Origin of the sequence: Paenibacillus sp. FSL M7-0420, from assembly GCF_038002345.1 — a bacterium.
Classification (GTDB): Bacteria; Bacillota; Bacilli; order Paenibacillales; family Paenibacillaceae; genus Paenibacillus_AQ.
The window spans coordinates 3,674,257-3,698,241 of the sequence record NZ_JBBOCJ010000001.1 but is presented as its reverse complement, the minus strand read 5'-3'; the positions used below and the strand labels follow the sequence as shown (position 1 = coordinate 3,698,241).

The 23,985-nt window shown below is 49.0% G+C and carries 21 protein-coding genes and 1 other annotated feature; of the genes, 4 read left to right on the top strand and 17 right to left on the bottom strand.

The window, feature by feature from the left end; translation table 11 throughout:
• Positions 1-42 precede the first annotated feature (42 nt).
• From MKX51_RS15590 to MKX51_RS15545, 10 genes are all read right to left on the bottom strand, one after another.
• Positions 43-1,014 (bottom strand): proline dehydrogenase family protein, encoded by a 972-nt coding sequence (locus MKX51_RS15590; protein ID WP_340993050.1) that lies wholly within the window; start codon positions 1,012-1,014, stop codon positions 43-45.
• A 90-nt stretch (positions 1,015-1,104) separates the two neighbouring features.
• A complete protein-coding gene (locus MKX51_RS15585; RefSeq protein WP_340993049.1) occupies positions 1,105-1,914 on the bottom strand; it encodes an AraC family transcriptional regulator in 810 nt (269 codons plus the stop codon).
• Positions 1,915-1,938: 24 nt separating this feature from the next.
• Positions 1,939-3,627: a dihydroxy-acid dehydratase gene (gene ilvD / locus MKX51_RS15580; protein WP_340993048.1), complete on the bottom strand. Its 1,689-nt coding sequence runs from the start codon at positions 3,625-3,627 to the stop codon at positions 1,939-1,941.
• Positions 3,628-3,647: 20 nt separating this feature from the next.
• Positions 3,648-4,313 (bottom strand): GntR family transcriptional regulator, encoded by a 666-nt coding sequence (locus MKX51_RS15575; protein ID WP_340993047.1) that lies wholly within the window; start codon positions 4,311-4,313, stop codon positions 3,648-3,650.
• Positions 4,314-4,454: 141 nt separating this feature from the next.
• Entirely contained in the window at positions 4,455-4,862 is a 408-nt protein-coding gene (locus MKX51_RS15570; protein WP_340993046.1) for a MerR family transcriptional regulator, read from the bottom strand.
• Positions 4,863-4,884: 22 nt separating this feature from the next.
• Positions 4,885-5,829 carry an aldo/keto reductase gene (locus tag MKX51_RS15565; protein ID WP_340993045.1) on the bottom strand — a complete coding sequence of 315 codons (945 nt, stop codon included), beginning with the start codon at positions 5,827-5,829 and terminating at the stop codon, positions 4,885-4,887.
• Between the two features lie 195 nt (positions 5,830-6,024).
• On the bottom strand, positions 6,025-6,480 hold the full coding sequence (locus MKX51_RS15560; RefSeq protein WP_340993044.1) for a GNAT family N-acetyltransferase: 456 nt from the start codon (positions 6,478-6,480) through the stop codon (positions 6,025-6,027).
• Positions 6,481-6,628: 148 nt separating this feature from the next.
• The gene (dgoD, locus tag MKX51_RS15555) at positions 6,629-7,777 is read right to left on the bottom strand and encodes a galactonate dehydratase (RefSeq protein WP_340993043.1); all 1,149 of its coding nucleotides are present in this window, start codon (positions 7,775-7,777) and stop codon (positions 6,629-6,631) included.
• The gene (locus MKX51_RS15550) at positions 7,774-8,445 is read right to left on the bottom strand and encodes a bifunctional 4-hydroxy-2-oxoglutarate aldolase/2-dehydro-3-deoxy-phosphogluconate aldolase (protein ID WP_340993042.1); all 672 of its coding nucleotides are present in this window, start codon (positions 8,443-8,445) and stop codon (positions 7,774-7,776) included. The genes dgoD and MKX51_RS15550 overlap by 4 nt, the downstream gene beginning before the upstream one ends.
• A gap of 30 nt (positions 8,446-8,475) precedes the next feature.
• On the bottom strand, positions 8,476-9,432 hold the full coding sequence (locus tag MKX51_RS15545; protein WP_340993041.1) for a sugar kinase: 957 nt from the start codon (positions 9,430-9,432) through the stop codon (positions 8,476-8,478).
• Between the two features lie 216 nt (positions 9,433-9,648).
• On the opposite strand from MKX51_RS15545, the gene MKX51_RS15540 reads away from it, so the two are divergent.
• The gene (locus MKX51_RS15540) at positions 9,649-10,323 is read left to right on the top strand and encodes a FadR/GntR family transcriptional regulator (protein ID WP_340993040.1); all 675 of its coding nucleotides are present in this window, start codon (positions 9,649-9,651) and stop codon (positions 10,321-10,323) included.
• Between the two features lie 99 nt (positions 10,324-10,422).
• On the opposite strand, the gene MKX51_RS15535 is transcribed toward MKX51_RS15540, so the two are convergent.
• Both MKX51_RS15535 and MKX51_RS15530 read right to left on the bottom strand, forming a co-directional pair.
• Positions 10,423-10,662, bottom strand: coding sequence for a hypothetical protein (locus MKX51_RS15535; protein ID WP_340993039.1), 240 nt, complete (start codon positions 10,660-10,662; stop codon positions 10,423-10,425).
• A 228-nt stretch (positions 10,663-10,890) separates the two neighbouring features.
• Positions 10,891-12,756: an alanine--tRNA ligase gene (locus tag MKX51_RS15530; RefSeq protein WP_340993038.1), complete on the bottom strand. Its 1,866-nt coding sequence runs from the start codon at positions 12,754-12,756 to the stop codon at positions 10,891-10,893.
• 73 nt (positions 12,757-12,829) lie between these two features.
• Positions 12,830-13,073 (bottom strand) — a binding site (T-box leader).
• A 350-nt stretch (positions 13,074-13,423) separates the two neighbouring features.
• On the opposite strand from MKX51_RS15530, the gene MKX51_RS15525 reads away from it, so the two are divergent.
• Positions 13,424-15,028 (top strand): M4 family metallopeptidase, encoded by a 1,605-nt coding sequence (locus MKX51_RS15525; RefSeq protein WP_340993037.1) that lies wholly within the window; start codon positions 13,424-13,426, stop codon positions 15,026-15,028.
• A gap of 30 nt (positions 15,029-15,058) precedes the next feature.
• Here the strand turns inward: MKX51_RS15525 and MKX51_RS15520 are convergent, their stop codons facing one another.
• The 3 genes from MKX51_RS15520 to MKX51_RS15510 form a co-directional block, all read right to left on the bottom strand.
• Positions 15,059-15,838, bottom strand: a complete 780-nt coding sequence (locus tag MKX51_RS15520) for an MBL fold metallo-hydrolase (protein WP_340993036.1) — start codon at positions 15,836-15,838, stop codon at positions 15,059-15,061.
• Positions 15,839-16,009: 171 nt separating this feature from the next.
• The gene (locus MKX51_RS15515) at positions 16,010-17,140 is read right to left on the bottom strand and encodes an IS4 family transposase (protein ID WP_340993035.1); all 1,131 of its coding nucleotides are present in this window, start codon (positions 17,138-17,140) and stop codon (positions 16,010-16,012) included.
• 301 nt (positions 17,141-17,441) lie between these two features.
• Complete coding sequence (locus tag MKX51_RS15510; RefSeq protein WP_340993034.1) at positions 17,442-18,482, bottom strand: M23 family metallopeptidase; 1,041 nt, start codon at positions 18,480-18,482, stop codon at positions 17,442-17,444.
• A gap of 209 nt (positions 18,483-18,691) precedes the next feature.
• Here MKX51_RS15510 and MKX51_RS15505 point away from each other — a divergent pair, with 209 nt between their 5' ends.
• Both MKX51_RS15505 and MKX51_RS15500 read left to right on the top strand, forming a co-directional pair.
• Positions 18,692-19,417 (top strand): response regulator transcription factor, encoded by a 726-nt coding sequence (locus tag MKX51_RS15505; protein WP_340993033.1) that lies wholly within the window; start codon positions 18,692-18,694, stop codon positions 19,415-19,417.
• On the top strand, positions 19,414-21,177 hold the full coding sequence (locus MKX51_RS15500; protein WP_340993032.1) for a sensor histidine kinase: 1,764 nt from the start codon (positions 19,414-19,416) through the stop codon (positions 21,175-21,177). Before MKX51_RS15505 ends, MKX51_RS15500 begins: the two co-directional genes overlap by 4 nt.
• Here the strand turns inward: MKX51_RS15500 and MKX51_RS15495 are convergent.
• Positions 21,163-23,427 carry an excinuclease ABC subunit UvrA gene (locus tag MKX51_RS15495; RefSeq protein WP_340993031.1) on the bottom strand — a complete coding sequence of 755 codons (2,265 nt, stop codon included), beginning with the start codon at positions 23,425-23,427 and terminating at the stop codon, positions 21,163-21,165. The two genes, MKX51_RS15500 and MKX51_RS15495, sit on opposite strands and share 15 nt — an antisense overlap.
• Positions 23,417-23,983 (bottom strand): dihydrofolate reductase family protein, encoded by a 567-nt coding sequence (locus MKX51_RS15490; protein ID WP_340993030.1) that lies wholly within the window; start codon positions 23,981-23,983, stop codon positions 23,417-23,419. The genes MKX51_RS15495 and MKX51_RS15490 overlap by 11 nt, the downstream gene beginning before the upstream one ends.
• Between the last annotated feature and the right edge of the window lie 2 nt (positions 23,984-23,985).

The following is a 23,985-nucleotide window of genomic DNA, read 5'->3' as shown; positions in this document are numbered from 1 at the left end:
CGGCTACCAAGTTGTGTTATTCAACTAACCTTCCCAGTTAGTTCAATCATATGCCTCCACAGGATCAACGCGCGGCGAATCGGCTATAATTGCAACTGCCCGGTACAGATTAGGCGGATATTCTGCGATCCGGTGGCATAGGTACAAGTACCACTCACGGCCATAGGTCAAATAGATCTGTACCGGATAACCGGCTGATTTCAGCCTGCTGCCCAGCTCCGGCCGGATGCCGTAGAGCATCTCCAGCTTCGCACCACCTACTGTCAATAGACCGCGCTGTATGGCTTCCTCTATAATGTGCTCATCATGCGTAGCAACTGAAACCCGGTGTCCGTCTCCGAGCGCCTGTTCCACTAGCTGCAAATATCGCTCATTCAGTGCTTCGGATCGGGATATCGCGACTTCACCCGACTCCTGATAGGCGCCTTTCACGATTCGTATCCGGCCTGATGAAGCTGATAGCGCGGCCAAATCATCCAGCGTCCGATGTAAATGCGCCTGCAGCGTAATGCCGATATTAGGATACCTGGACGCGGCCCGCTTGTATACCTTGAGGATCTGCTCTGTCTTAGCGGACTCTTCCATGCTGATGAACAGCTCCAGTTCTGTTTCCAGCGCCCGTGCTGCTAATTTGGCTAAGTTCGTATAAGCAAGCTCCGGTTCCAGCGTCAGTCCGATATGCGACAAATCGAAGGATACGCGGGCGGATGCCCCCTGTTTACCGAGATCATCGATTAGCGCTGTTATTTCTTTAACCGTCGCCTCGCATTCCCCGGCATTTACCGTATTCTCGCCAATGTACTCTAGCGAAATGGCATAGCCTTTGGCAGCAAGCCTCTGCCCCGCTTCGAGTCCGTTTATACGGGATTCGCCTGTTACATACTGTAAAGCAGCCTTTTTCAGTAGACCGTATAACAATGGCGATTGCTCCACATAAGCCTTGATATCCATTCGTCTGGCGACCGACTTTAATGCGTCTGCCGCTTGCTGTTCCCACTCCTTGTGATCATGCATATTACGTTTCCCCCTTTTGCAAGTAGTTCAAGTGTACTTGGGCTGAAGGGCGTAATCTTGTAAAAAATTGCTCTTCTATATCATCGCTATCTATATCGACATCGCATATTGCCTGGGCGTTGCCCCTACAATTTTCGAGAAAGCCTTTGTAAAATGGCTTTGGTCATAATACCCTGACTCCGCCGCGATATCAACGATCGGACGCTGCTTCGCCAGCTGGATCTTGGCATGATTGATGCGCAGCAGGTTTTGATAGGCGTGAGGGGGCAGATGGCTCCCTTTCTTGAAGAGCCGGATCAGATGAAAGCGGCTGATTCCGGCTTCCTGTTCCAAGTGCTCAAGCGTTACCTGCTCTGTATAATTCGCCTGTAAGTAGTCTTTGATCAGCTTCACGTATTTTTGCTCCTGAACACCTGATGAGCCTGTATGCCCCAGGTCATTCTCGTTAGGATCAACCAAAGCTTGCACCAGTTCAATGAGAGCCGTCTCGGTTTCAAGCGGAGAACCGCCCCCTGCGAGCGCGTCCATCGTGTGATTTAATCGTTCCCGGCACGCTTCATTCTTGCCTCCGCCCAGTAAGAACGGGATGTGCAGCCGGTTAAGCTCCCCCGGTCCAAGCTTATGCAGCCAGTCGGGGCGGATAAACAACATCTTATACCGCCATTCCGCGTCCGGTTCCGGATGGCAGGCATGCAGCATCATCGGCGGAAAACTGATCATTTTCCCCGCTTCCACCCGAATCTGTTCGCCGTCGCACCAGGCGTTGGTGTGACCTGCATCTATGAGCCCAACCGAATATTCTTCGTGAAAATGCCTATGGTAGGCTAGATCACCCGACGTACAATACTTCCCCTCCAGAAAGGGCAGCGCTTCATCCCGGTAAAACGTAACTTCAGGCATGTTCTCGCCCCTCCCTCCTGATCGCTATGCTTGGTCAGTCACTGCACCTTTAGATGCAGAGGAAACTAATCTTGCATACTTGGCCAGCACGCCTGAATTTACTTTTAGCGGAGGCTGTATCCATGCTTGAGCCCTAGTAGCCAGCTCCTCTTCTGTCACGTTAAACATAATCTGCTGCGTTTCGCTATCGATGGTAATCATGTCTCCGCTTCTCAGCAACGCGATCGGTCCACCTACCTGCGCTTCAGGTGATACATGGCCGACTACGAATCCATGCGAGCCACCTGAGAACCTTCCATCCGTAATTAGGGCCACTTCCCCGCCAAGACCTTTACCTACAATTAATGCGGTAACAGATAGCATCTCCGGCATGCCTGGACCGCCCTTTGGACCACAATAACGGATAACCAGTACATCGCCTTTTTGGATTTCATTTCTTAATATCGCTTCCGTTGCGGCCTCCTCGCTGTCATACACCTTAACAGGTCCGTCAAACCGGAGCTTCTTCATGCCTGACATCTTGGCTACAGCGCCTTCAGGGGCAAGGTTACCTCTAAGTACAACTAATGGTCCATTTGGCTTCAGAGGCTGTTTTAATGGACGGATAATCTTCTGATCGTCTCTCAACGGCGTTGCTTCCGCCAGATTCTCTGCCAAGGTCTTACCTGTGACCGTTAGGCAATCCCCGTGAAGAAGTCCCTCAGCCAGTAATAACTTCATCACGCCGGGAATACCGCCAATTTCGTTCAAATCCTGCATTACATATTGGCCGCTTGGCTTCAGATCTGCCAAATGGGGAACACGCAGACGTATCCGCTCAAAATCATCCAAGGTTAAATCTACGCCTGCCGAATGCGCAATAGCGAGCAAATGCAGGAACGCATTGGTTGAACCTCCCAGAGCCATAACGACCGTAATTGCGTTCTCGAACGCTTTTTTCGTCATGATGTCTTTCGGGTAAATCTCCTGTTCCAGCAGCGCTATGACTTGTCTGCCCGCCGCAGCACATTCTGCAGCTTTATCAGGCGAAACGGCCGGCGTAGAGGATGAGCCGGGCAGGCTCATGCCCATGGCTTCTGCTGCAGCAGCCATTGTGTTGGCGGTGTACATGCCGCCGCAAGAGCCTGGACCCGGACAAACGCTGCACTCTACCTTATGGAGCTGTTCATCTGTTATTTTTCCCTCATGATATTGGCCAACCGCTTCGAAGGCCGTTACAATATCGACGTCTTTACCGTCGAGCTTTCCGGGCAGAATCGTTCCGCCGTATACGTAGACGGAAGGGATATTCAGCCGCCCAATCGCCATCAGACAGGCAGGCGTGTTTTTGTCACAGCCACCGATTGCCACCAGGCCGTCAAAGCGCTCAGCTCCGGCTACAATCTCAATAGAATCCGCGATGGCTTCCCTGCTTGGCAGTGAGAACAGCATGCCTCCATGTCCCATTGAAATACCGTCTGAGACTGTAATCGTATTAAAAATCAGCGGAGCACCATCATGGTTACGCACCCCTTGCTTGGCTTGAACAGCCAATTCATTGATATGCATATTGCACGGGGTGACCTCGCTCCAAGTGCTGGCTACGCCAATCATCGGTTTTTTGAAATCCTCATCTGTAAAACCAACCGCACGCAGCATGGCTCTGTTCGGCACCCGGTTGACACCTTCGCTAATTACCTTGCTTTTAATACGAAGATCTTTTCGGTTCATCATTTGTCCCCGCTCCTGTCTGCTTAAAGTAGTCCGTGCAGTTCCTGCATCGGACGGATGAAATTTTGCCTCATCATTGCCTGAGCACGATCAGAATCATTCTTCTCGAACGCTGCAATAATTAAACCATGCTCATCGACTGAAGCTTGTGTCTCCGTAATCGGCCTTTCTAAGAACACGTATTTAAAGCGCCGGATATGAATCTGAAGGGATGCGCTGAATGAAGCGATATAAGGATTATCAGACAGTTCCACAATCAGGTTGTGGAACTGTTCATCCGCCTCCATGGCCTGGTAAGCTTGACCGCTATTAATGGCACTTGCAAATTCAAGATTAATCGCTTTTAGTTGCTCGATTTGTTCTGGAATAATCACTTTTGCGGCAGTTTCAGCTGCCAAAGCCTGAAGGGCCGCCATCGTTGAATACATCTTGAAGATGTCATCCTTCTCAATTTCCTGTACCCTGGTTTCTTTACCAGGATGAGTAGATACGAGCCCTTGTACTTCGAGTAGCTGAAAGGCTTCCCGAATCGGTGTGCGGCTTACGCCAAGCGACTCAGCCAATTCGGCGTCAAGCAGCTTTTCCCCGGGTTGCAGTGTACCGTCGATAATCCATCGTTGAATCTGGGAGAAGGCTCTTTCTTTCGCAGACATCCGTGCAGGTGAGACAAAATTTTTAGGTACTGGCATAGTCATCTTCCTCACTTCTCAATTTCCTTATATGCAATATATCGCATACATATATTTAAAGCAAGAAAAAAACAACTCAGCAAGAGTTGTTTTGATATAGGTAATGTATGCACCCCGGGATACTAATCCTGGATGAACTGGTCACCGGGCTGACTTCATAGTGGCTTCCCCGCGCCTGGTCTCCTCTTCCCAGGAACGATAGTAATCAATTTTACCCCGCAGAATATCCAAAGTCTGATGAATCGTTTGAGCCTGCTCGATTAATTTCCGCTCATGCTCTTCCAGAAGTTTTCTGCGCTCTGGAATGCCCTCATTGCCAAGCCGCATCATATCAGCGAACTGTTGCATAAGTGCAATCGGCATTCCTGTAGTCCTAAGCTTTGCGAGTAATACAATCCATTCAAAATCATGCTCCCGATACATCCGATGACCATTCTCGGCACGGGGGATGGGGTCCATAAGACCGATCCTTTCGTAATAACGGAGGGTATGTACGCTTAACCCCGTCATCTCAGCTGCCTGCTGAATGGTCAGCTCTTTACCGGTCATAACGAGTACGCTCCTTTCAACATCAGTTCAATTGATCAAGCTGTTCTGAGCTAAGTTGCAGCTTAAGTGCTCCCAAATTTTCTTCCAATTGCGTTAGACCGCTTGCAGCAACAATGGGAAGAGCTCTCGGGTGCTTATGCAGCATCCAAGCCAGGACAAGCTGATTCGGTGTCGCTCCCAGCTCTCCAGCAACTTTCCTTAGAGTATCCAATCGGGTCATCTGATCCTCTCTCCGGTATGTATCGGGCAGGACAGCTTCCTTATTGTTGTATAGGCCTCCAAGGAGTGGAGAATAAGCCAGGAGCGTAAAATCATCATGTTGACTGCAGTAAGCAAGTAAGTCCTCATCCGCACTGACCTGCACTTCGAAATCCGCATCCGCTCGAGGCTGCAAATACGTATGTCGCTGCTGGAGGCAGCAATAGGACTCCCACCCTTTTGCTTTACTGATCGCCTTGGCCTCAAGGAGCCTGGAAAACCGGTAATTACTGCAGCCTATAGCTCTTACTTTACCAGTTTTGACCAAGGAATCAAAAGTCTCCAAGGTTTCCTCAAGCTCAGTTTCGTTATCGTCTACATGAGCATAATATAAATCTACATAATCTGTACCAAGCCTCAGCAAACTTTCGTCAATTCCCTTCTCAATCGCTTGGCGGCCTAAGCCCTCCATTTTTTCGCTTTTCGGCACTACCGGTTTCGCTCCCACTTTGGTGGCCAAAATGATCTGATGTCTGTTTTTTCTTTCTTTCATCCATTCACCCAGCAAAGCCTCGCTTTCTCCGCCAACACAGCCTTCGTTCCATATCGCATAATTATTGGCTGTATCCAGAAAGTTTCCCCCTGCCTCAAAAAAATGATCAAGCAGCTGGAAAGAGGTTTTTTTGTCGGTTCGCGATCCAAAATTCAGACAACCCAAAGAAAACGCACTTACCAGCAATTCTGTATTCCCCAACGTAAAATGCTTCACATTAAATCCTCCCTTTAATAAATTGAATGAACTTCCACTTTTTTGCATCGTACGTGACCAGTATACGAGTTTAAGCGCACTCTAAGTCAATACTACTAATCCAATATCTTTCTATTCTTAAACAATGTAAAAACTCAAAGAACAGCATCCTCTGCAACTACAGAATGCTGTTCTTCAAGTGTTTTTATAATAAACCTACAATGCCTTCGTCATAAATTTACTATTCGGATCCGGGATATAATCGGCAAAAGGCTCACAATACGTGAAGCCGAAATCTTCATACAGCTTGCGGGCGGGGAGGAATGAATTCATGGAGCCCGTCTCCAGGCTGATCCGTTTGTATCCGCGGCTATTGGCTTCTTCAATAATATGAGCAAGAATATTTCTGGCTACACCTTTGCGTAAATGCTTTTTAGCTGTCCGCATCGATTTGAGCTCTGCATGCTCTTTGTCCAATTCCTTGATCGCTCCGCAGCCCAGAAGCTCCTCATCCTCCCAAGCGCACCAGAAGGTAATTTCCGGCTGCTTCAACCCGTCCAGATTAAGGGCATGAATGCTCTCTGGCGGAGAGTCCTCGGCCATTCCTTGCAGATGTTCTGCAATTAATCCAATCACTTGTGCCCCGCTCAAATCATCTACAAGAATCTTCACTGCTACCACTCCTACGTTAATGTTAAGTATGAATTATACCTGTCTACTTTCTGTATTTCATATTACCCCCATGGCAGGTTTTCTGACAACATCTAAAATAAAAAAACCGCTATAATAGCGGCTTCAATAGGACTATATTTGCTTAAGCTTACCACTCCGCAATGCTGCCGTCGCGGTGCCGCCATACCGGGTTTCTCCAGCGGTGGCCGTCCTCCGCCATCTTCCGCACATACTCCTCGTTCACGGTAATGCCAAGTCCCGGTCCGGAAGGAATCTGGACATGCCCGTCACTGTAGGCAAAGACGGACGGATCGGTGATATAATCCAGCAGGTCATTGCCTTGATTATAGTGGATGCCCAGGCTTTGTTCTTGAATGACCGCATTGTAAGACGTTGCATCCACCTGAAGACAGGCGGCCAGGGCGATCGGCCCAAGCGGGCAATGCGGCGCGACTGCGACATCGAACGCCTCGGCCATGGCGAATATTTTCTTGCATTCCGTGATCCCTCCGGCATGGGATAGGTCGGGCTGAATAATGTCAACCACCCCATCCTTCAGCAGATTCTTGAATTCCCAGCGCGAGTACATCCGCTCACCCGTGGCGATCGGAGTGCTGGTATGATGTGCGATCTCCCGCAGTACTTCGTTGTTCTCCGGCAGCACTGGCTCTTCTATGAACATCAGACGGTAGGGGTCCAGCTCTCTGGCAAGTCCTCGTGCCATCGGCTTGTGCAGCCGTCCGTGAAAATCAACAGCAATCCCGAACTCCGGTCCGCAGGCCTCCCTAATGGCGGCGACCCGCTCGACGATAGCATAGATCTTGTCATGTGTATCAATAAACTGCATTTCTTCCGAGGCATTCATCTTAATCGCCGTGAACCCGGCGGCCTTCTTCTCCAGCGCCGCCTTAACAACATCAATGGGACGGTCTCCGCCGACCCAGGAGTACACCCGCATAGAATTGCGGCAAGCGCCGCCCAGCAGCTGGTACACAGGCGCATTGTAGATTTTCCCTTTAATATCCCATAACGCCTGATCGATTCCCGCTATCGCACTCATCAGAATAGCCCCGCCACGATAGAAGCCTCCCCGGTACATGAGCTGCCATAGATCTTCAATCCGCTGGGGGTCCTGCCCAATCAAATAATCCATCAGCTCTTCCACTGCGGCCTGCACCGTATGCGCCTTGCCTTCGACCACCGGCTCCCCCCAGCCGGATATACCTTCATCGGTTTCAATCTTCAGAAACAGCCAGCGGGGAGGAACGATAAAGGTCTCGAATCCGGTTATTTTCATGGTTTTTTTGCTCCTTTGTTGTTGTTCATTCTGGCCTTGCGGACTTCCTTGGCGAATTGGCGGGCCGTCTCTGTGATTCTCCCATAGTCGCCCTGCTCCACCGCTTCCCGATCGACGAGAGCGCTTCCAAGACCGACGGCAACGGCTCCGGCGGCAATGAAGGCTCCGACATTCTGGAGTGTCACGCCTCCTGTCGGCATCATGCGGATGTGGCCAAGAGGCCCCTGCAGTTCCTTGATGTAGGAGGCACCCAGTGAACCGCCCGGGAATACTTTAAGCAGGTCTGCACCAGCGTCGTGCCCTCTGACCGCTTCGGTCGGTGTCATTACACCTGGAATCGAGATTCGCCCGTGCTGTAAGGTCAGTTCTACAATCGCCTCATTCAAATTTGGGGAGAAAATAAAATCGGCTCCCGCCGCGATCGCCTGCTCGGCCTGCGTCAGCTTCAGCACCGTACCCGCTCCAACCAGCAGGCGATCTCCATATTTCGCCTTCATGTCCGCGATCAGCCTGTATACTTCCGCGGTATCTGCTGTAATCTCCAGCGCTCCGACACCACCGTCTGCCAGTGCTGCGGCAATGTGTTCTACCCGTTCAGGCGGTGGTCTGCGAATAACGGCGACCAATCCGGAAGTTATCAGCCGCTCAATCTGCATAGCTTTGTCCATGTCCTTCCTCCTCCTTGGAAATGCACTCACTTACCGGATAATATCCTCCATGCCGGCTCCCCCGGCCAAGAGAAGATCCACATCCTGCCGGGCCGGGAGACCTTCCACATCGCCGCTTACCCCGACAACAATGGAACCCACAGCGTTGCCGCGCCGCACGGCAGAAGGCAGGTCCTCTCCCTGGAGCAAACCGCTTATAAAGCCTGCGGCAAAACCGTCTCCGGCACCCATCGGATCAATGAGTCTCTTCACGGGAAACCCTGGCTCAGTTCCACAGATTCGTCCGTTACTGTAATAAGCACCGTCCGCGCCAAGCTTGATTACGGCAGCACCTGCACCGGATTTCAGCAATCGCTCTGCGATCTCTGCAGGCTCATTACATTCTGTCAGAAACTGCCCCTCCTCCATGCCGGGCAGCACGTAGTCGGCAAGAGCCGCGATTTCGTTAAGAACACGATAAGCCTCTTCTCGGTTCCACAGCTTCCAGCGGATATTGGGGTCGAACACAATGGCCGTACCGTGTTTTTTGGCCGCTTCGAGGGCCCGAAAGGTTAACTGCCTGCATTCCGGGCTAAGAGCTGGCGTAATGCCAGTAACATGCAGGATGCGGGCACCTCCAACATATGCCTCACTAAGCTCATCTTCTTGCATCAGGCTGGCCGCCGATTGTTTGCGATAGTAGTACACCTGAATTTTGTCCGGGGAGATTTGTTCTTTGAAGAACACTCCCGTCGGCGCTTCAGCAGTAACCCTGACTTCGGAAATATCAACGCCATGTCCTCTTACGAACTGCCTGATATACCGGCCAAACGGATCATTGCCGAGCTTGCTGAACCAGCCGACGGTGTGTCCCATACGGGCGAGCCCAATGGCCACATTAGTCTCAGCTCCGGCAACATGCTTGTGAAAACCGTTCACATACTCAAGGGGAACCATCCGGTCCGGTGCCAGAAGCACCATGGTTTCCCCAAAGGTTACGACCTCCATTGCCCCTCCTCCTTCTGCTGCTTCACTAATCGAGTCCCTCATTAAAGATCATATCTTTAGTATTAATTTTCCGATATAGATATGATCTTTACGGTATGATCATATTATCTTGTTCTTCGCTAGTCAATACTAAATCAATACTCAGACGTATCTGTTTATTGTCACGAAGTGCTTATGCTAGAATGAATGTATTCCAAGTCAAAGGGACGGCTAACCATGAAACAGAATAAACAAACCGCGTTTCAAGCAACAATAGAGCTTATGAAGCAGAAAATTATCGTTGGGGAATGGGCTCCGGGAGACCGGCTCCCTACTCTCCAGCAGCTGGCCGTTGATTTCTCGGTTAGTGTCACAACAGTACGTGAGGCGCTGCGGATATTAGAGAGTCAGGGGAATGTCAGCATTGAACACGGGCGCGGGATGTATGTACGGAACGATCCGCTGCTGCTGGATGATCCGGCGGTCGCCTTAGAGGAATTAGACAACATTTCGATTGTGGATCTGTTGGAAGCCAGACTGCTCATTGAGCCTGAGCTTGCCGCTCTGGCCGCGAAGCGGGCCAATGAGGATCAGATCCGCCGGCTGCGGGTACTGGCAGATCGGATGGTGCAGCAAATGGAGGAAGGCGGCTCCTTCTTCGAGACAGACCTTGCCTTCCATCAATTAATCGCCGAAGGGGCAGCCAATCCGGTGGTGGCACGAATGCTCCAATCGATTCTTCCACTATTGGCCGAAGGACGCAAACAGACCAATACGCTGCCCAATATGCGGACCAAGGCATCTAATTACCATGTTCTGATCGCCATTGCCATCGAGGAGCGGCAAAGCGGAACAGCACGGCAGCTGATGGAAAGCCATATTCAGAGTATGCTGACCACCCTTAGGCAGTAGAGGGAGATCTCTCATGCAGCCAGGACGAAATGAAACGAAAACCAGACAAGTATACCCGTATATTAGAGACCGGTTTGATACAAAAGAAACCCAGAGTCTTTAAAAGACCTGGGTTTCTCTGCAATGAACATAGTATTGTTGCCCATTTTGCAGGATTTCTTTTGAAAAGTTACTGGCTGTAGACCATGGGAACCAAAGCAAACCAGCGGTCAACTCTTCCCTAGCACCCATCTTTAGAAATTTCACGTATACAGGCAATACTTCCTCTTTTCCCTCAAGTAAGTCAAGAACGAAAGCGTTGGCTCTAGCGGTATTTTTATAATATTCAATTTCTTCCAATGACTCTTCGTCAAATTGTCTAAGGTGAATGAAGCTTTTAGCATAGCTATTAACGAGTCGGCATCCATACCATCAAGTTCCAACAACTCCTAATTCACTCTTACAGACCATTTTATTACATTAATAAGTCTTTTCCATCCTATGGTCAATTAATTTGTTGGCTCTTAAATTGCCATTCCCTCCTCTCAACCGAAAAAAACCTGCAACTTGTGCAGGTTTGGGACTATGTTATTGTCTACTGACAATGACTCCTTTAATCCTTCTGACTCCAGCAGCAGAAGATTGTTCTTTTGTAATCCTGAACGTCCCTATGGTTGTTGTATCTGCTACATGAGGTCCTCCACATACTTCCCGGCTCCACACTTTCCCTTCGTGATCTTGGATGGTATACACCTTAACGATATCCGGATATTTATCCCAAAAGTTCCCTTCCACATTACTTTCTTTCGCTTCAAGCTTAGGCAGCTCTGAAATAGAGGTAACTGCTTTGGATGAAATCGCATCATTCACATACTTCTCCACCTCAGCTATTTGCTCTGGCGTAAGTTTCTCATCATGGTTGAAGTCAAACCGTAACCGTTCTGAAGTAATATTACTTCCTTGTTGGTGAATATGATCACCCAGCACTTCCCTTAACCCCGCAAGTAACAAATGAGATACCGTGTGCAGCGCGGTTGTTTCTGCTGAGTGTTCAGCTAAGCCACCTTTAAATTTACCCGCAGATGCAGTTCTGCTCTTTTCAGCATGTTTTTTTGCCGCCTCTATATAAGAAGCCTTGTCCTCCATGCTATATCCACTTTCCATTAGAAACTCTTCCGTCAACTCCAAGGGAAACCCATAGGTTTCGTAAAAATAAAAGGCATCTGCACCTGTAACTTTACCCTTATACTTAAGATGTTTTTGGATTTCAACTTCTCCTTGCTGTAACGTTCTATAGAAAAGATTTTCTTCCTTATTTACGATTTCGATAACTTTCTTTTTATTGCCGAACAAATCTTCATAAGCTGTTGCTTCATCTATATAAACTTCAGACAACAGACCCACAAAGCTTCCTTGTATCCCTATTTTTTTACCTGCACGAATCGCCCTTCTTAATAGCCTTCTTGTTATATATCCTGCATCACTATTAGCTGGCTCCGCACCGTCATTAATGAGGAAAGTAGCTGCTCTTACATGATCCAGTATGATTCTAAACGACTTTAAATCGTCAGTATAGGATTTACCGCTCAGCTCCATCAACTTGTTCTTGGGGTTAAGGAAGAAAGCCGTATTATAGATATCCTTGTCTCCATTAAGGGCTGTTGCAACCCTTTCTAATCCGCCTCCATAATCCAGATTGGGATTTTGCATTTTTACGAATCCGGTGTCTTCTTTGGTGTAACACATAAATACGTTATTCCCAATTTCCAGAAATCTGTCGCTTTCAGAAGCAGGATGATCCAGTGGATCACCGCTTGGGTCAAGATCATAGAACATTTCACTATCAGGTCCACCCGGTTCACCAACCGGCATATGGAGCGGACTTCCGGCCCGGCTCCACCAGTTTTCTTGTTCATCGTATAAGAATATTTTCCCGCCTCTAGATGCCCCATATTGCCAGGGATCCTCTTCAATGATGGGATCTATCCCAACGGATTTGAATTTTGCTGACCAGAGCCCAATGGCTTCCGTATCTTTCGGTATATTCAATTCGTCACTTCCTGCGAAAGCACTGATATACAGCCTGCCCGGATCCATTCCTAATTCGATAATATGCCAATTCCAAATGGCATCGATTTGTTTTTGCTTATAGTTATGTTCATTTGCTTTGAACTCCCACCGGCCTATCATTTCGAAAAATGTCAGATGTGACGTATCTCCTACTTCCTCAATATCCACTGTCCTCAAGCACTTCTGAATATTAGCAATCTCATTGCCGATCGGATGTTTTTCCCCCAATAAATAGGGAACCATCGGCTGCATGCCGCTTCCTGTAAACAACGTCGAGGGATCATTCTCCGGTAACAAGCTTGCGGAGGGCACTTGGCTTGCCCCTATTCCTTTCATAAAATCAATATATGATCGTCTTAATCCATCTGGTGTCATTCTCACCATGCTCAATCCCTCCATCAAATATTATTTATGCTTAATAATACAAAAAAGCCCTAAGCTGACATGTTTCTTGTCAACTTAGGGCGAACGATTATGTCCGTGTTACCACCTAACTTCAGATTGCTCTGCGCTCTATCAGTACGGGATTTCTCCGATACTGTTTCCTGAATAACGGTGGAACTCCGTTGAAGCCTACTAAGATTGCTCTGTTCGGTTCACAGCTCCGAGACTGCTTCACTATTAGATCAATGAAGATTCGCACCAACCATCTTCTCTCTGTGAGATCCTTAATAGTTACTATTTCTCATCATAGCCTTTTTGTTTTAAGTTACAGCAATGCTAGCACAATTAACTTTCTTCGTCAATTTATATTGCACAATTATTGTTTACTAATTTTATCGCATTAATTGTGATTCTGATCATAGTTGATATTCAAAAACCTAAATATACTGAAAACACTATAATTACATTTTTTTCATTTATATCCATTTTGGGATCTGTGAATAATGATGTAGTTGTAAATTTCACGAAAGGGGTCTTGCCCTCTCCACACTCTCCCTCCGTACATTAAGGTTGTTCGCCGCCTTAGTCCTTGCACCCCAGATCGCAGCTTGAGTAAGTACACAGGCTTGATTTAAAACCTACCAATTTGATCGGAGGAGTATTAATTATGAAAAAGACTGTAGCTTCACTTCTTGCAGGTGTTGTAGCACTTGGGTCCTTTGCTTCGGTGGGCGCTGCCGCTGAAAACAACGAGCGTAATCAGCCTGCCGAGCTCTTCTCAGGCTCTTCCCCCATTTCGATTACGGGCCAAGCCTGGAAAGCTCCAGCAGGCTCCGCTTTTGAGGACAAAGTATGGGGATATCTTGAAAGTGTTAAAGGGAACCTGCATCTTTCGGCTAAGGAGGATATTCGGGGAAAATTTAAAATTACAGAGCAAACCATAAGCAGCAAGACCGGCAGCCAGCATTACCGGTTAAGCCAGTATATCTCGGGAATACCGGTATATGGAGCCGATCAGACCCTGCATATCGACAAAGACGGCAATGTTACCTCCCTGCTGGGAAGTGTAGTTGAAGATGTGTACCAGACCATTCCGCAGCCGCTGATTCAACTCCAAACCATATCCGGAGCAGATGCCATCCTGGCAGCCAGCCAGGATGCCACGCTGGAGCATGGACCGCTAGGTGAGCCCCAAGTTACTCCTGCAGCGGATTTGTATTATTTTATCGTTGACGGAGAACCTAAATTAGTCTATAAAACGGAAGTGAACGTTCTGGAACCCGAGCCTTTGCGGATACGGTACTTCATTTCTGCGGAGAATGGCAGCGTACTGTTCAAATATAATATCTTAGAGAACCTGACGGGTACGGGTACTGGAGTTTTTGGAGATACCAAGACGTTCGAGACACGCCTCTCAGGCTCAACCTACCAGCTGTATGACAGTACCCGCGGAAAGGGCATTGTGACCTATACCGCCAAGAACAAGACCTCTCTTCCGGGGACGCTCTTAACCAGCACTAACAATGTCTGGACAGACAAAGCCGCAGTTGATGCCCACACCTATGCTGAGAGAACCTACGATTATTATCTCCAGCATTTCGGCCGCAACAGTCTGGACAACAAGGGACTGCAGATCCGTTCAACCGTTCATTACTACACTTCCTATAACAACGCATTTTGGAATGGTGCGCAGATTGTTTTCGGTGATGGGGATGGGTCTACCTTTACACTGCTGTCCGGTGATATGGACGTGGTAGGCCACGAGCTGACGCATGGTGTGACTGAGAAAACTTCCAATCTTGAATACTACGGAGAACCAGGGGCACTCAATGAGTCCTTCTCCGACATCATCGGAAATTCAATAGAAGGTGCGAACTGGCTGATTGGTGATAAAGTATATACACCTGGTATAGCGGGGGACGCACTACGCTCACTAGCTAATCCGCCATTGTACGGTCAGCCTGATAAGTACAGCGACCGGTACACCGGCACCGGTGACGAAGGCGGTGTGCATACGAACAGCGGCATCAATAACAAAGCTTTCTATCTGGCTGCTCAAGGCGGTACGTTTAACGGTATAACGGTCACAGGTATTGGCCGTGAGGATGCCGTTCAAATCTATTACAATGCACTTGTATATTACCTTACAACCTCATCCAACTTCTCTGCTGCACGTACAGCCGTCATTCAATCGGCTACTGAATTGTTTGGAGCAGGCTCGGCTCAAGTAACCGCTGTAACCAAAGCTTACAATGCGGTGGGCGTCTACTAAAACAGAATTACAGGCCAATGATCCTGAGGATCATTGGCCTGTTGTATTTACTATTTTCTGGAGACTTTCCTTAATTCGATGAGTAGCTTCGTTACCATGATAGGTGATCACTTTTTTAATATCCAGCTCTAGCAGCTTGGCAATCGACTTCAGCGCAGTAGAATGATCCAACGTGTAATAGTTGTCGAAGGGCAGGAGCTTATCATCCTTTGAGTTTAATGCATCGCCGGCAATTAACGTTTGCGTAGGGATATGATAGAGCGACATATGATCTGGCGTGTGTCCAGGGGTGAAAACGACTTGAATGCCACCGGCCAGGGGCAGAATGTCTCGATCCTTAAGTGCCGTATGAACGTGCACGGACGGTGCAAAAGTTCTACCTCTAACAAGCGGAATGGCTCCCGTCAAATAGGGTACAGTCTCCTCATGTGCGAGCACCGTCAACTCGTTCCCCCTGGCCTGAACCAACTCCGGCAGACTGCCAATGTGATCGCTGTCTTGATGCGTAATGATGACATGCGTCAGCTGATCTAGTCCAAAGCCTTCCCTTTCAAGTAACGTTCGAATCTTATCCAATTGTCCGGGAATGCCAGTATCCACAAGTACAAGATTCCGTTCATCCCTCAACAATGTCGGATATACAATAAAAGATCCCATTCGAAGCTCTATTGCTTTAATTCTGGTATTCGGCCGAGACATGGACATTCCTTCATCTTCCTTTCCTATAAGTAGGTATATTATATTCCTTAAAGGAAGCCGTAAGTCAACACTATTTTCACTCTTGAAAGAAAAACGCCGGGTATCTTCCATCTTCCCAGGCGTCTTTCTTTTGATCGTTAATTGTGTTCGGTATAGGCTTTAAAATTGTCCATGATCTATAGTCACTCACCCTTCGGGTGAAGGATGCTGGTGCCATCTTTAACCGGCCACTTGTAAGGAGTAGCAATGTTGCACATTTTGCAGGCGTGTTGATTACCCATATTATGGGATGACAAAAACACCTAAATGTTCTTTACGCCTGAGCAGATTAAACTGAGCCTGCCACTCCAGCGGAAGATTAAATATACGCCAGTGCTGCATAAATTCCCAAAGAGTCAGCTCAGCGAAGACCGGTACCTTCGGATGAATTTCATCAAAAATGTATTTCAGAAGCACATACGCGGTAAGGGCCACAAACAATTGGCTATATACTGCATTTTCGGTGGTTCCAAATAGACAAGGGACATTCAGATGCTGTTTCACCCAGCGGAAAAAGACTTCAATCTCCCAGCGTGCTTTGTAAATTTCAGCAATCACATGAGCGGACTCTTTTCTCAAATCGGTCACAATTCGTACCACTTCACCCCGGTCATTTTCAAATTCAACGACGCGGTGGCGGTGGGCGGATTGGTGTTTGCCTTGACCAATATAACAGGTGATATCGCGTACAATTTTGGTGTCTCCCTCCGCCGGTCGTTGAAGCTTTCGCGGCATCACCAAATGGAGATTGTCTTTCAGACGAACCACAAAGGACTGACCTTGCTGCACATATTGATCCAATCGACCGATTTTTCCATACGCCCGATCCTGAACTAAAATGTAGTCCTTATGGGCCAAGACTTCTCCAAATGGAGCGTCATTGCGCCGGGCAATCGATTCGACCACCTTCATGGGTGAATGCTGTCCATGCGAAAGAGCGACATGCAGCTTGATGCCTCCTCTGAATTTTTTATACGGAGCCCAAGACATGCGGGAGTTTGCCGCCGTAACCGTCGTAGAGTCAATCAGTAGAAGATCTTTAGGCAGATTTAGGTGCCGACGGGTTTGCCGGTTACATTTCTGGACAAGCAGTTGAAACAAACGTTTGAAGATATCGTAAGGAACTTCACCGGCTTTGCCCGAAAGAGTGGAGTAATGAACCTTAGGCAAATCGAAGTTCGAGCCCACGCGGGCACTTTGACGAAAGCCATCCCATTGGTGGTAGCAGGCTTGGATAAAGTAATCGAACAACACACCAACGGTCATTTTGGTTCCGGTATCCTCGTAGTCCTCGGTTTGCCCGGTCACCATTTCAACTTCTTCTGGAGTTAATACTTGTTTGAATACGGCTAAGAATGGGGTATTATTATTCATGAGGTCGCCTCATTTCGGTTTGGTTTGGTCGTACTTACCATTACCCGAAATGGCGGCCTTTTTTGTCCCTTTTTTTGGGAAATCAACACGCTTACACATTTTGCAGGATTTTTTATAAATGTACTGGCTGTGAAGCATGGGACCCATCCCTCGGCGCAGCAGCACCTATTTACTTTGACAATGACAGCGCGCGGTTTGCGCTTGGGGAGACCTCAGCACATGTACGTTACTTGGAACGGCAAAAACTCTTGCGGGTGCAAGAGTCCTTTGGAAAGTATGCCGTTTATAAAAACTGACGCAATTAATTGCGCAGTCCCTGAAAAGAATTCCCCCGTGTCAGCTTCTGACTCTGATCGGCCCAGCGGATCTGAAGCGAACGCGAAGTGAAGATGTCGGGCCCGTCTGATACTTGAAAATGCAAGTGTGCTTCACTGGAGTTCCCTGAATTACCAAGATGTCCGATGAGATCTCCCTGCTGAATGTTATCCCCTTTTTTGACGGCTACACTGCCTTGCTTGAGATGTGCTGTGATGCTGTGCTCCCCGTTTCCATGATCAATGACCACAACATTCCCGGCCGGTTCTTCAGCGTTCATCACGCCCGGAGTGTTATCCGGGATGTCATTTTTGACTTCAACCACCCTTCCATCTGCTGCTGCATAGATCGGTTCACCAAAAGCATAATAGTTCTCATTGTCCGTTCCCTTATCTTCATAGCTTGCAGCATCCTGAGTGCGGATAATGTCGAGTGCGTAACGCTGGGTTTCATGAGCATAATGATAGTTGGATAACACATCGTTCCCGCCCCAGAACACAAACCATTCGCCCTTCAGCGGAAACTGGAATTCAGTCTTGGTCAGCGCCTTATCCGTTTCTTCATGCCTCTCAAGCGGCTGAATAAGCAGCCCCGCAATCTGGTAATCTTCGGCGAAAGAGGCTTGAATCCCCTTAGTCCCCGTCTGATCCTTCCATGAGCTTTCAATCAGATTGTTCATTTTAAACTCCGTAACCTTCTCCCATGAAGCAACGCCTTCCATAAAGCTATCGGCAGTCGTCTTGAATTCGTCCAGCGATATGATTCCCTGCAGCTCCGGGCTCATCTGCTTGTAGATGTCCTCCTTCGATCCCTTCATTAAGCTATCCATGAAATTGTCAGGTGTAATCATTGCGCCCTCCCCCGCTCCATTCGCAGCTTCCACTGATGGGGCTGGACTGGAAGTCTGTTCTACAGGTAATTCCTCTTGCGGTTCAGCTGATTTCGAGGTGCCGCAGGCAGATAATATCACACACGTACCCAGCACTGCGGCAAGCAGCTTCCAGCTTTTCGAATATACTCTGGTCATTTCCTTGCACTCCTTTGTTAGCACGATATCTTTCCAGTCCAGTGTACGACATCAATCTTATCCGCCGTCTAACCTACTCTTACTTCTATCTTAACTTTGCGGCGGGTTACATCTCCAAAATTAAGCATCCGTTAAGGTTGCCTGCACGCAACACAGTGCTTCAGAATGGTATGATACTTGTATAAAAAGCTGGGAGGCTCTATTTCGTCATGGATGAAGTTTCAATCCTGCTTGTTGATGATGAACAGGCGATTCTGCATATGCTCCGAACGGTATTGCTCAAAGAGCAATTCCTGGATATTGATACGGTCACTACCGGTGAAGAGGCGATTGCTGCATGTGAAAAGAAAACCTATCACTGCATTGTGCTGGACGTAATGCTTCCAGGCCGAAGCGGGCTGGAAGTCTGCCCTTTTCTGCGTCAAATTACAGATGCCCCTATTCTCTTTCTGACTGCGAAAACTACCGATTATGACAAGCTGACCGGCTTTGCGGTTGGAGGAGACGATTATGTCGTTAAACCGTTTAACCCGCTGGAGGTAGTCGCACGGATCAAATCCCTGCTGAGACGATATTTGCCCAGACAGACGGAAGCAGAACAGGTGCCACAGGAAGGCATCTATGATTATGGACGCTTTCAGGTCGTGGAGCCAGCCGGTGAACTTAGGGTAGAAGGCCAGCCCGTGAACTGCCCAGCGCTGGTATACCAGTTGCTGCTGTTCTTTTGTAAACATCCCAATCGTATCTTCACCAAGTCTGAATTGTATGAGCGGGTCTGGGGATCGGAGGCCATTCGTGATGATAACACCGTCATGGTGCATATTCACCGGATTCGTGAGCGTATTGAGGCAGATCCCTCCAACCCTGAATTATTGGTGAACGTTCGCGGGCTAGGGTATAAGCTCATTCAGTCTGACATGGGGCCTGGGCGATGAGTATAAGACGCAGATTAATGACGCGGTTCATTGGCTTGCTTGCGGGTACGGTGATTCTGATCTTGATCATAGGCGGGAGCATAGCTTACTGGGTCATTCAGCAGTTGAATGAGGCCAGCCTTGTTGAAGATTTCGCCACTGTCGGGCTCGACCAGCTAATCAGTACAGCCGATATTTTGCCGGACGGCAGGGTTAAGTATGATCCTGAGCTGCTGAAGCGAATGGAGGAAAACAACGGCTGGCTTCAGATTCTCGATGAGCAAGGCCGTGTGCTGGATGCTTTTCATACTCCTCCTGATGTGCCGAATCACTATAAACCTGGAGAGCTCATATCCTATTGGCAAGGACAAAAGCCCTTTCCCTACGAGCTATATCTGCTTATCCGGGAACGACAAGGGATCAATTTCACCCTGCTGTATGGAGAGAACAACCAGGCCGTAACCATACTGGAGCAAGCATATAACGGGGGGCGTTATGCAAATAACAAGCTTGAACTGGCATCCGGGCAGCAGGACATCATCCGCGCGGCGGATGCCTATCTTCAGATTCTGGACGAACAGGGGCAGGAGATGGCTTCATTCAACAAGCCCGCAGCAGGGATTCCGGACAGCTACAGCATCCAGGATCTGATTCTGCGTACACGTTACCCCGCCCGGTATGGAATGACTGCATTGACCAGCTATGATGAGCAGAACCATTCTACCTGGATGCTTAGTGTTCCACTTGAGAGCAAGCCGGCGGGGAGCAATGAGAACCCCTTCGGATTTATTTTTGGTCCAGCCCTGGCTGCACTTCTGGTATCTATTATCGGCTTGCTGATCCTGCTTGCTGTCTGGTATGCCAACCTGTTCGGTTATCCTATGCTCCATATGCTCCAATGGCTGCAGCGGCTGGAACGCGGACAATATGAGGAGCCGGCCGGCCCCCGCGGCAGGCCGCTTAGCCAGAAGAAGAACGGGAAATGGCGGCGGAAATATCGGGTATATACGGAAGTGTTACGTTCCATCCAGACGTTATCCGATACTCTGGAACAGGATAAAGAACTCCGCAGACAGACCGACTCTCTTCGCGAGGAATGGATTGCTGGAATCACCCATGATCTAAAGACACCCCTGTCCTCCATCCAGGGCTATGCACATATGCTGGAAGCAGAGAGATACGAGTGGGCTTCTAATGAAGTACGGGAATTCGCGGGCATTATGTTAGACAAGTCGATGTACATGGACAGGCTGGTAAGCGACCTGGCCATGACCTACCGTCTGCGCAGCGGCGGGTACCAGCCCCCTGTTGAGCTAACGGATATCAATGCTCTGCTGCAGGATTTGGTACAGCGTGCTGAACGTAACCCGGCTTATGGTGAGGGCCGCATTACTTTCCAGCCTGCCCCGGCTCAGGTACAGGGTTATGTACACATTCCCTCCTTTGAACGGATCGTTGATAATCTGACCGCCAATGCCCTGCTCCATAATCCGCCGGACGCGAAGCTGATTGTAAGTGTGCAGCCAGGTAAAGAGGCAGGCGATTTCATTGTTCAATTTGCCGATAATGGACGCGGAATGGATCAGGAGACAGTGTGGAAGCTGTTCGAACGATACTATCGCGGCACAGATACAGCGGCACCCGATGTCGGCTCAGGCCTGGGCATGGCCGTAACCAAGGGACTGATCGAGGCGATGCAAGGGCGAATTGAGGTTCGGTCGAGTCCCGAGGAAGGAACGGAGATACGTTTGATATGGGCTGCCCGTTCAAGATTGCTCTAGGGCCTTGCGCAGATACGTCCCTGTTATAGAATGTTCAGCAGCGGCAAGCTGGGCAGGTGTGCCTTCGAATACGATTTGCCCACCCCGGTGTCCGCCTTCGGGACCCATGTCAATAATCCAGTCTGCACTCTTGATCACATCCAGATTATGCTCGATGACCACCACGGAGTTGCCACTGTCGACGAGGCGGTTCATAATGTCCATCAGCCCTGAGATATCGGACATATGCAATCCGGTTGTAGGCTCATCCATAACGTATAGGCTGCCCTCTTTGTGAAGCTCTTCAGCCAGCTTGATGCGTTGGCACTCACCGCCCGACAAAGTGCTCAAAGGCTGGCCCAGCGTTACGTATCCAAGTCCCACATCCTCCAGTGTCTGCAGCTTGCGGAGCAGCTCCTTCTTGCTGAAGAACTCCGAAGCCTCCCGCACGGTCATAGCCAGGACGTCGCTGATGGATTGTCCATTGAGTTTATAGGTCAATACTTCTTCGCTGAACCGCCTGCCCGCACACACTTCACAAGTCGTCCGTATGGGCTCGAGAAACGCCAGATCTGTGTAGATCATGCCTAGACCCTGACAGTTGGCACAGGCTCCCTTGGAATTGAAGCTGAACAGGGAAGCGCTAACCTTGTTGGCGGCTGCGAACAGCCGGCGGATGTCGTCCATTATTCCCGTGTAGGTGGCCGGATTAGAGCGGATGGATGTGCCTGCAGCCGACTGATCAATGACGATGGCTTCCGGATGTGAGGACAGGAAGGCTCCGTTAATCAGCGTACTTTTACCTGAGCCGGCAACTCCCGTTACCACAGTCAGTACTCCAACAGGGATATCAACACTCACCTCCTTCAGATTGTGCAAGCTGGTGCAGGCTACGCTCATTCGTCCCTTTGGCACTCTGACAGATGTCTTCAAGGGCAGACTTTGCTTCAAGTACCGTCCTGTTAACGTATCCGCCTGGAGTAAGCCTGCAAAGTCACCATCATAGACGATTGTACCGCCACGGGCACCTGCATGAGGTCCTACATCAATAATATAATCAGCGATTTCCATCACTTCGCGGTCATGTTCAACAACAAGTACCGTATTCCCTTTGTCCCTGAGCTGGCGCAGCATGCCGTTCAGACGATGAACATCCCGCGGATGCAGCCCGACGCTTGGCTCGTCAAAAATATAGATCATGTCGGTAAGACTGCTGCTCAGATGGCGGACCATCTTAATGCGCTGCGACTCCCCGCCCGACAATGTTGTGGTCTGCCGGTCCAGACTGAGATACTCCAGCCCGATCGAGACCAGATGATTCAACCGGGTCAGGATTCCCTCCTTCATAGGCCCGGCAACGGGTTCCTGAATGGCTTCGATGATACAAATAAGCCCGCCAATCTCCATAGCCGCACACTCAGCGATGTTGTATCCGTTAATCCGGCAGCCTAAGGCTTCTTGATTAAGCCGGCTCCCCTTACACAGGCTGCATTCGCTGTAGGACAAGAACCGGTCAATGGATTCGCGTTTGGCTTCGGACAGCTCGCTGCTGTCCCGCTTCAGATACAGACGTGTGAGCTTGGGCAGCAGACCTTCATAATCCGATTCGATGGCTCCGCCCTTGGTGTTGTACACGATCTTGCTCTCTTTGCCATGCAGGAGGACATCCATCTCTTCCTGTGTGTAGTCAGCGAGCCGCTTATCGTTGTCGAATAGTCCGGAATGGGCATATGTATTCCATAACCAGCCCCCCACTTTGAAAGCGGGGAACAGAATCGCGCCATCATTCAGCGACCTGGACCAGTCAAGCAGCTTCTCCACAACGAACTGCACCACTTGCCCCACTCCCGAGCATTCCGGGCACATACCGGCCGGGTCGTTAAAGGAGAATACATGCGAATTGCCAATGAACGGTTTGCCGATTCTGGAGAACAGCAGCCGGAGCATAGCATTGATATCTGTGATCGTGCCAACCGTCGAACGGGAGTTGCCGCCGAGTCTTTTCTGATCGATAACAACGGCCGTAGACAAGTTCTCGATGAGATCGGCATCTGGCTGACTATACCGGGGCATCCGGTTGCGGATGTATGCAGAGAACGTCTCATTTAGCTGCCGCTGAGCCTCGACACTGATAGTGTCGAAGACCAGCGAAGATTTGCCCGAACCTGAGACACCGGTGAAGATCGTGATTTTCCGTTTCGGAATGCGGACATTTACGTTTTTGAGGTTATTCTCTCTCGCGCCTTTAATGACGATATCATTAGCGTGCATCAGGCTCACCATCCCAATGGTATATGAGCTGAACAAGTCCGGAGGAGAAGGTTCTGGTATGAGCCAATTTCAAATTCAACCGTTCTTTGATATCCGCAAACAGCGGTTTTCCTTCTCCTAGAACTACAGGGTGTACGGATAATCTGAATTCATCCACAAGCCCTAATTGGATAAACGTTGTAATCAGGCTTGCTCCGCCATATAACCAGATGTCTCTACCGGGTCTCTGTTTGATTTTGTTTACTTCTTCGAGAATATGGTCGTTTATATAAATAGCTTCATGCCCCTCCCCCTGCTGCGACCTGGAAAACACATATTTCTCTTTACTATGAACTAGTGCCCAAAGTTCTTTGTCAGCATCCGAATCTTCATCCTTCAGAATGTATTGTCCAAATAGGTCATAGCTTTTTCTTCCATAAAATATGGTATCCACTTGATTCAAAAATTGAGTGAACTCCAGCTCAGGGTCCATAATGCACCAGTCCACTTCCCCATTCTTCCCTTCAATGTAACCATCCAAAGTAACTGCCAAGTCTAAAATGATTCTTCTGCTCACGA

Excerpts from the sequence above, each read along its gene's own strand:
- MKX51_RS15590 (WP_340993050.1), bottom strand. The coding sequence starts at position 1,014 with ATGCATGATCACAAGGAGTGGGAACAGCAAGCGGCAGACGCATTAAAG.
- MKX51_RS15585 (WP_340993049.1), bottom strand. The coding sequence starts at position 1,914 with ATGCCTGAAGTTACGTTTTACCGGGATGAAGCGCTGCCCTTTCTGGAG.
- ilvD (WP_340993048.1), bottom strand. The coding sequence starts at position 3,627 with ATGATGAACCGAAAAGATCTTCGTATTAAAAGCAAGGTAATTAGCGAA.
- MKX51_RS15575 (WP_340993047.1), bottom strand. The coding sequence starts at position 4,313 with ATGCCAGTACCTAAAAATTTTGTCTCACCTGCACGGATGTCTGCGAAA.
- MKX51_RS15570 (WP_340993046.1), bottom strand. The coding sequence starts at position 4,862 with ATGACCGGTAAAGAGCTGACCATTCAGCAGGCAGCTGAGATGACGGGG.
- dgoD (WP_340993043.1), bottom strand. The coding sequence starts at position 7,777 with ATGAAAATAACCGGATTCGAGACCTTTATCGTTCCTCCCCGCTGGCTG.
- MKX51_RS15550 (WP_340993042.1), bottom strand. The coding sequence starts at position 8,445 with ATGGACAAAGCTATGCAGATTGAGCGGCTGATAACTTCCGGATTGGTC.
- MKX51_RS15545 (WP_340993041.1), bottom strand. The coding sequence starts at position 9,432 with ATGGAGGTCGTAACCTTTGGGGAAACCATGGTGCTTCTGGCACCGGAC.
- MKX51_RS15540 (WP_340993040.1), top strand. The coding sequence starts at position 9,649 with ATGAAACAGAATAAACAAACCGCGTTTCAAGCAACAATAGAGCTTATG.
- MKX51_RS15530 (WP_340993038.1), bottom strand. The coding sequence starts at position 12,756 with ATGGTGAGAATGACACCAGATGGATTAAGACGATCATATATTGATTTT.
- MKX51_RS15525 (WP_340993037.1), top strand. The coding sequence starts at position 13,424 with ATGAAAAAGACTGTAGCTTCACTTCTTGCAGGTGTTGTAGCACTTGGG.
- MKX51_RS15520 (WP_340993036.1), bottom strand. The coding sequence starts at position 15,838 with ATGGAAGATACCCGGCGTTTTTCTTTCAAGAGTGAAAATAGTGTTGAC.
- MKX51_RS15515 (WP_340993035.1), bottom strand. The coding sequence starts at position 17,140 with ATGAATAATAATACCCCATTCTTAGCCGTATTCAAACAAGTATTAACT.
- MKX51_RS15510 (WP_340993034.1), bottom strand. The coding sequence starts at position 18,482 with ATGACCAGAGTATATTCGAAAAGCTGGAAGCTGCTTGCCGCAGTGCTG.
- MKX51_RS15505 (WP_340993033.1), top strand. The coding sequence starts at position 18,692 with ATGGATGAAGTTTCAATCCTGCTTGTTGATGATGAACAGGCGATTCTG.
- MKX51_RS15500 (WP_340993032.1), top strand. The coding sequence starts at position 19,414 with ATGAGTATAAGACGCAGATTAATGACGCGGTTCATTGGCTTGCTTGCG.
- MKX51_RS15495 (WP_340993031.1), bottom strand. The coding sequence starts at position 23,427 with ATGCACGCTAATGATATCGTCATTAAAGGCGCGAGAGAGAATAACCTC.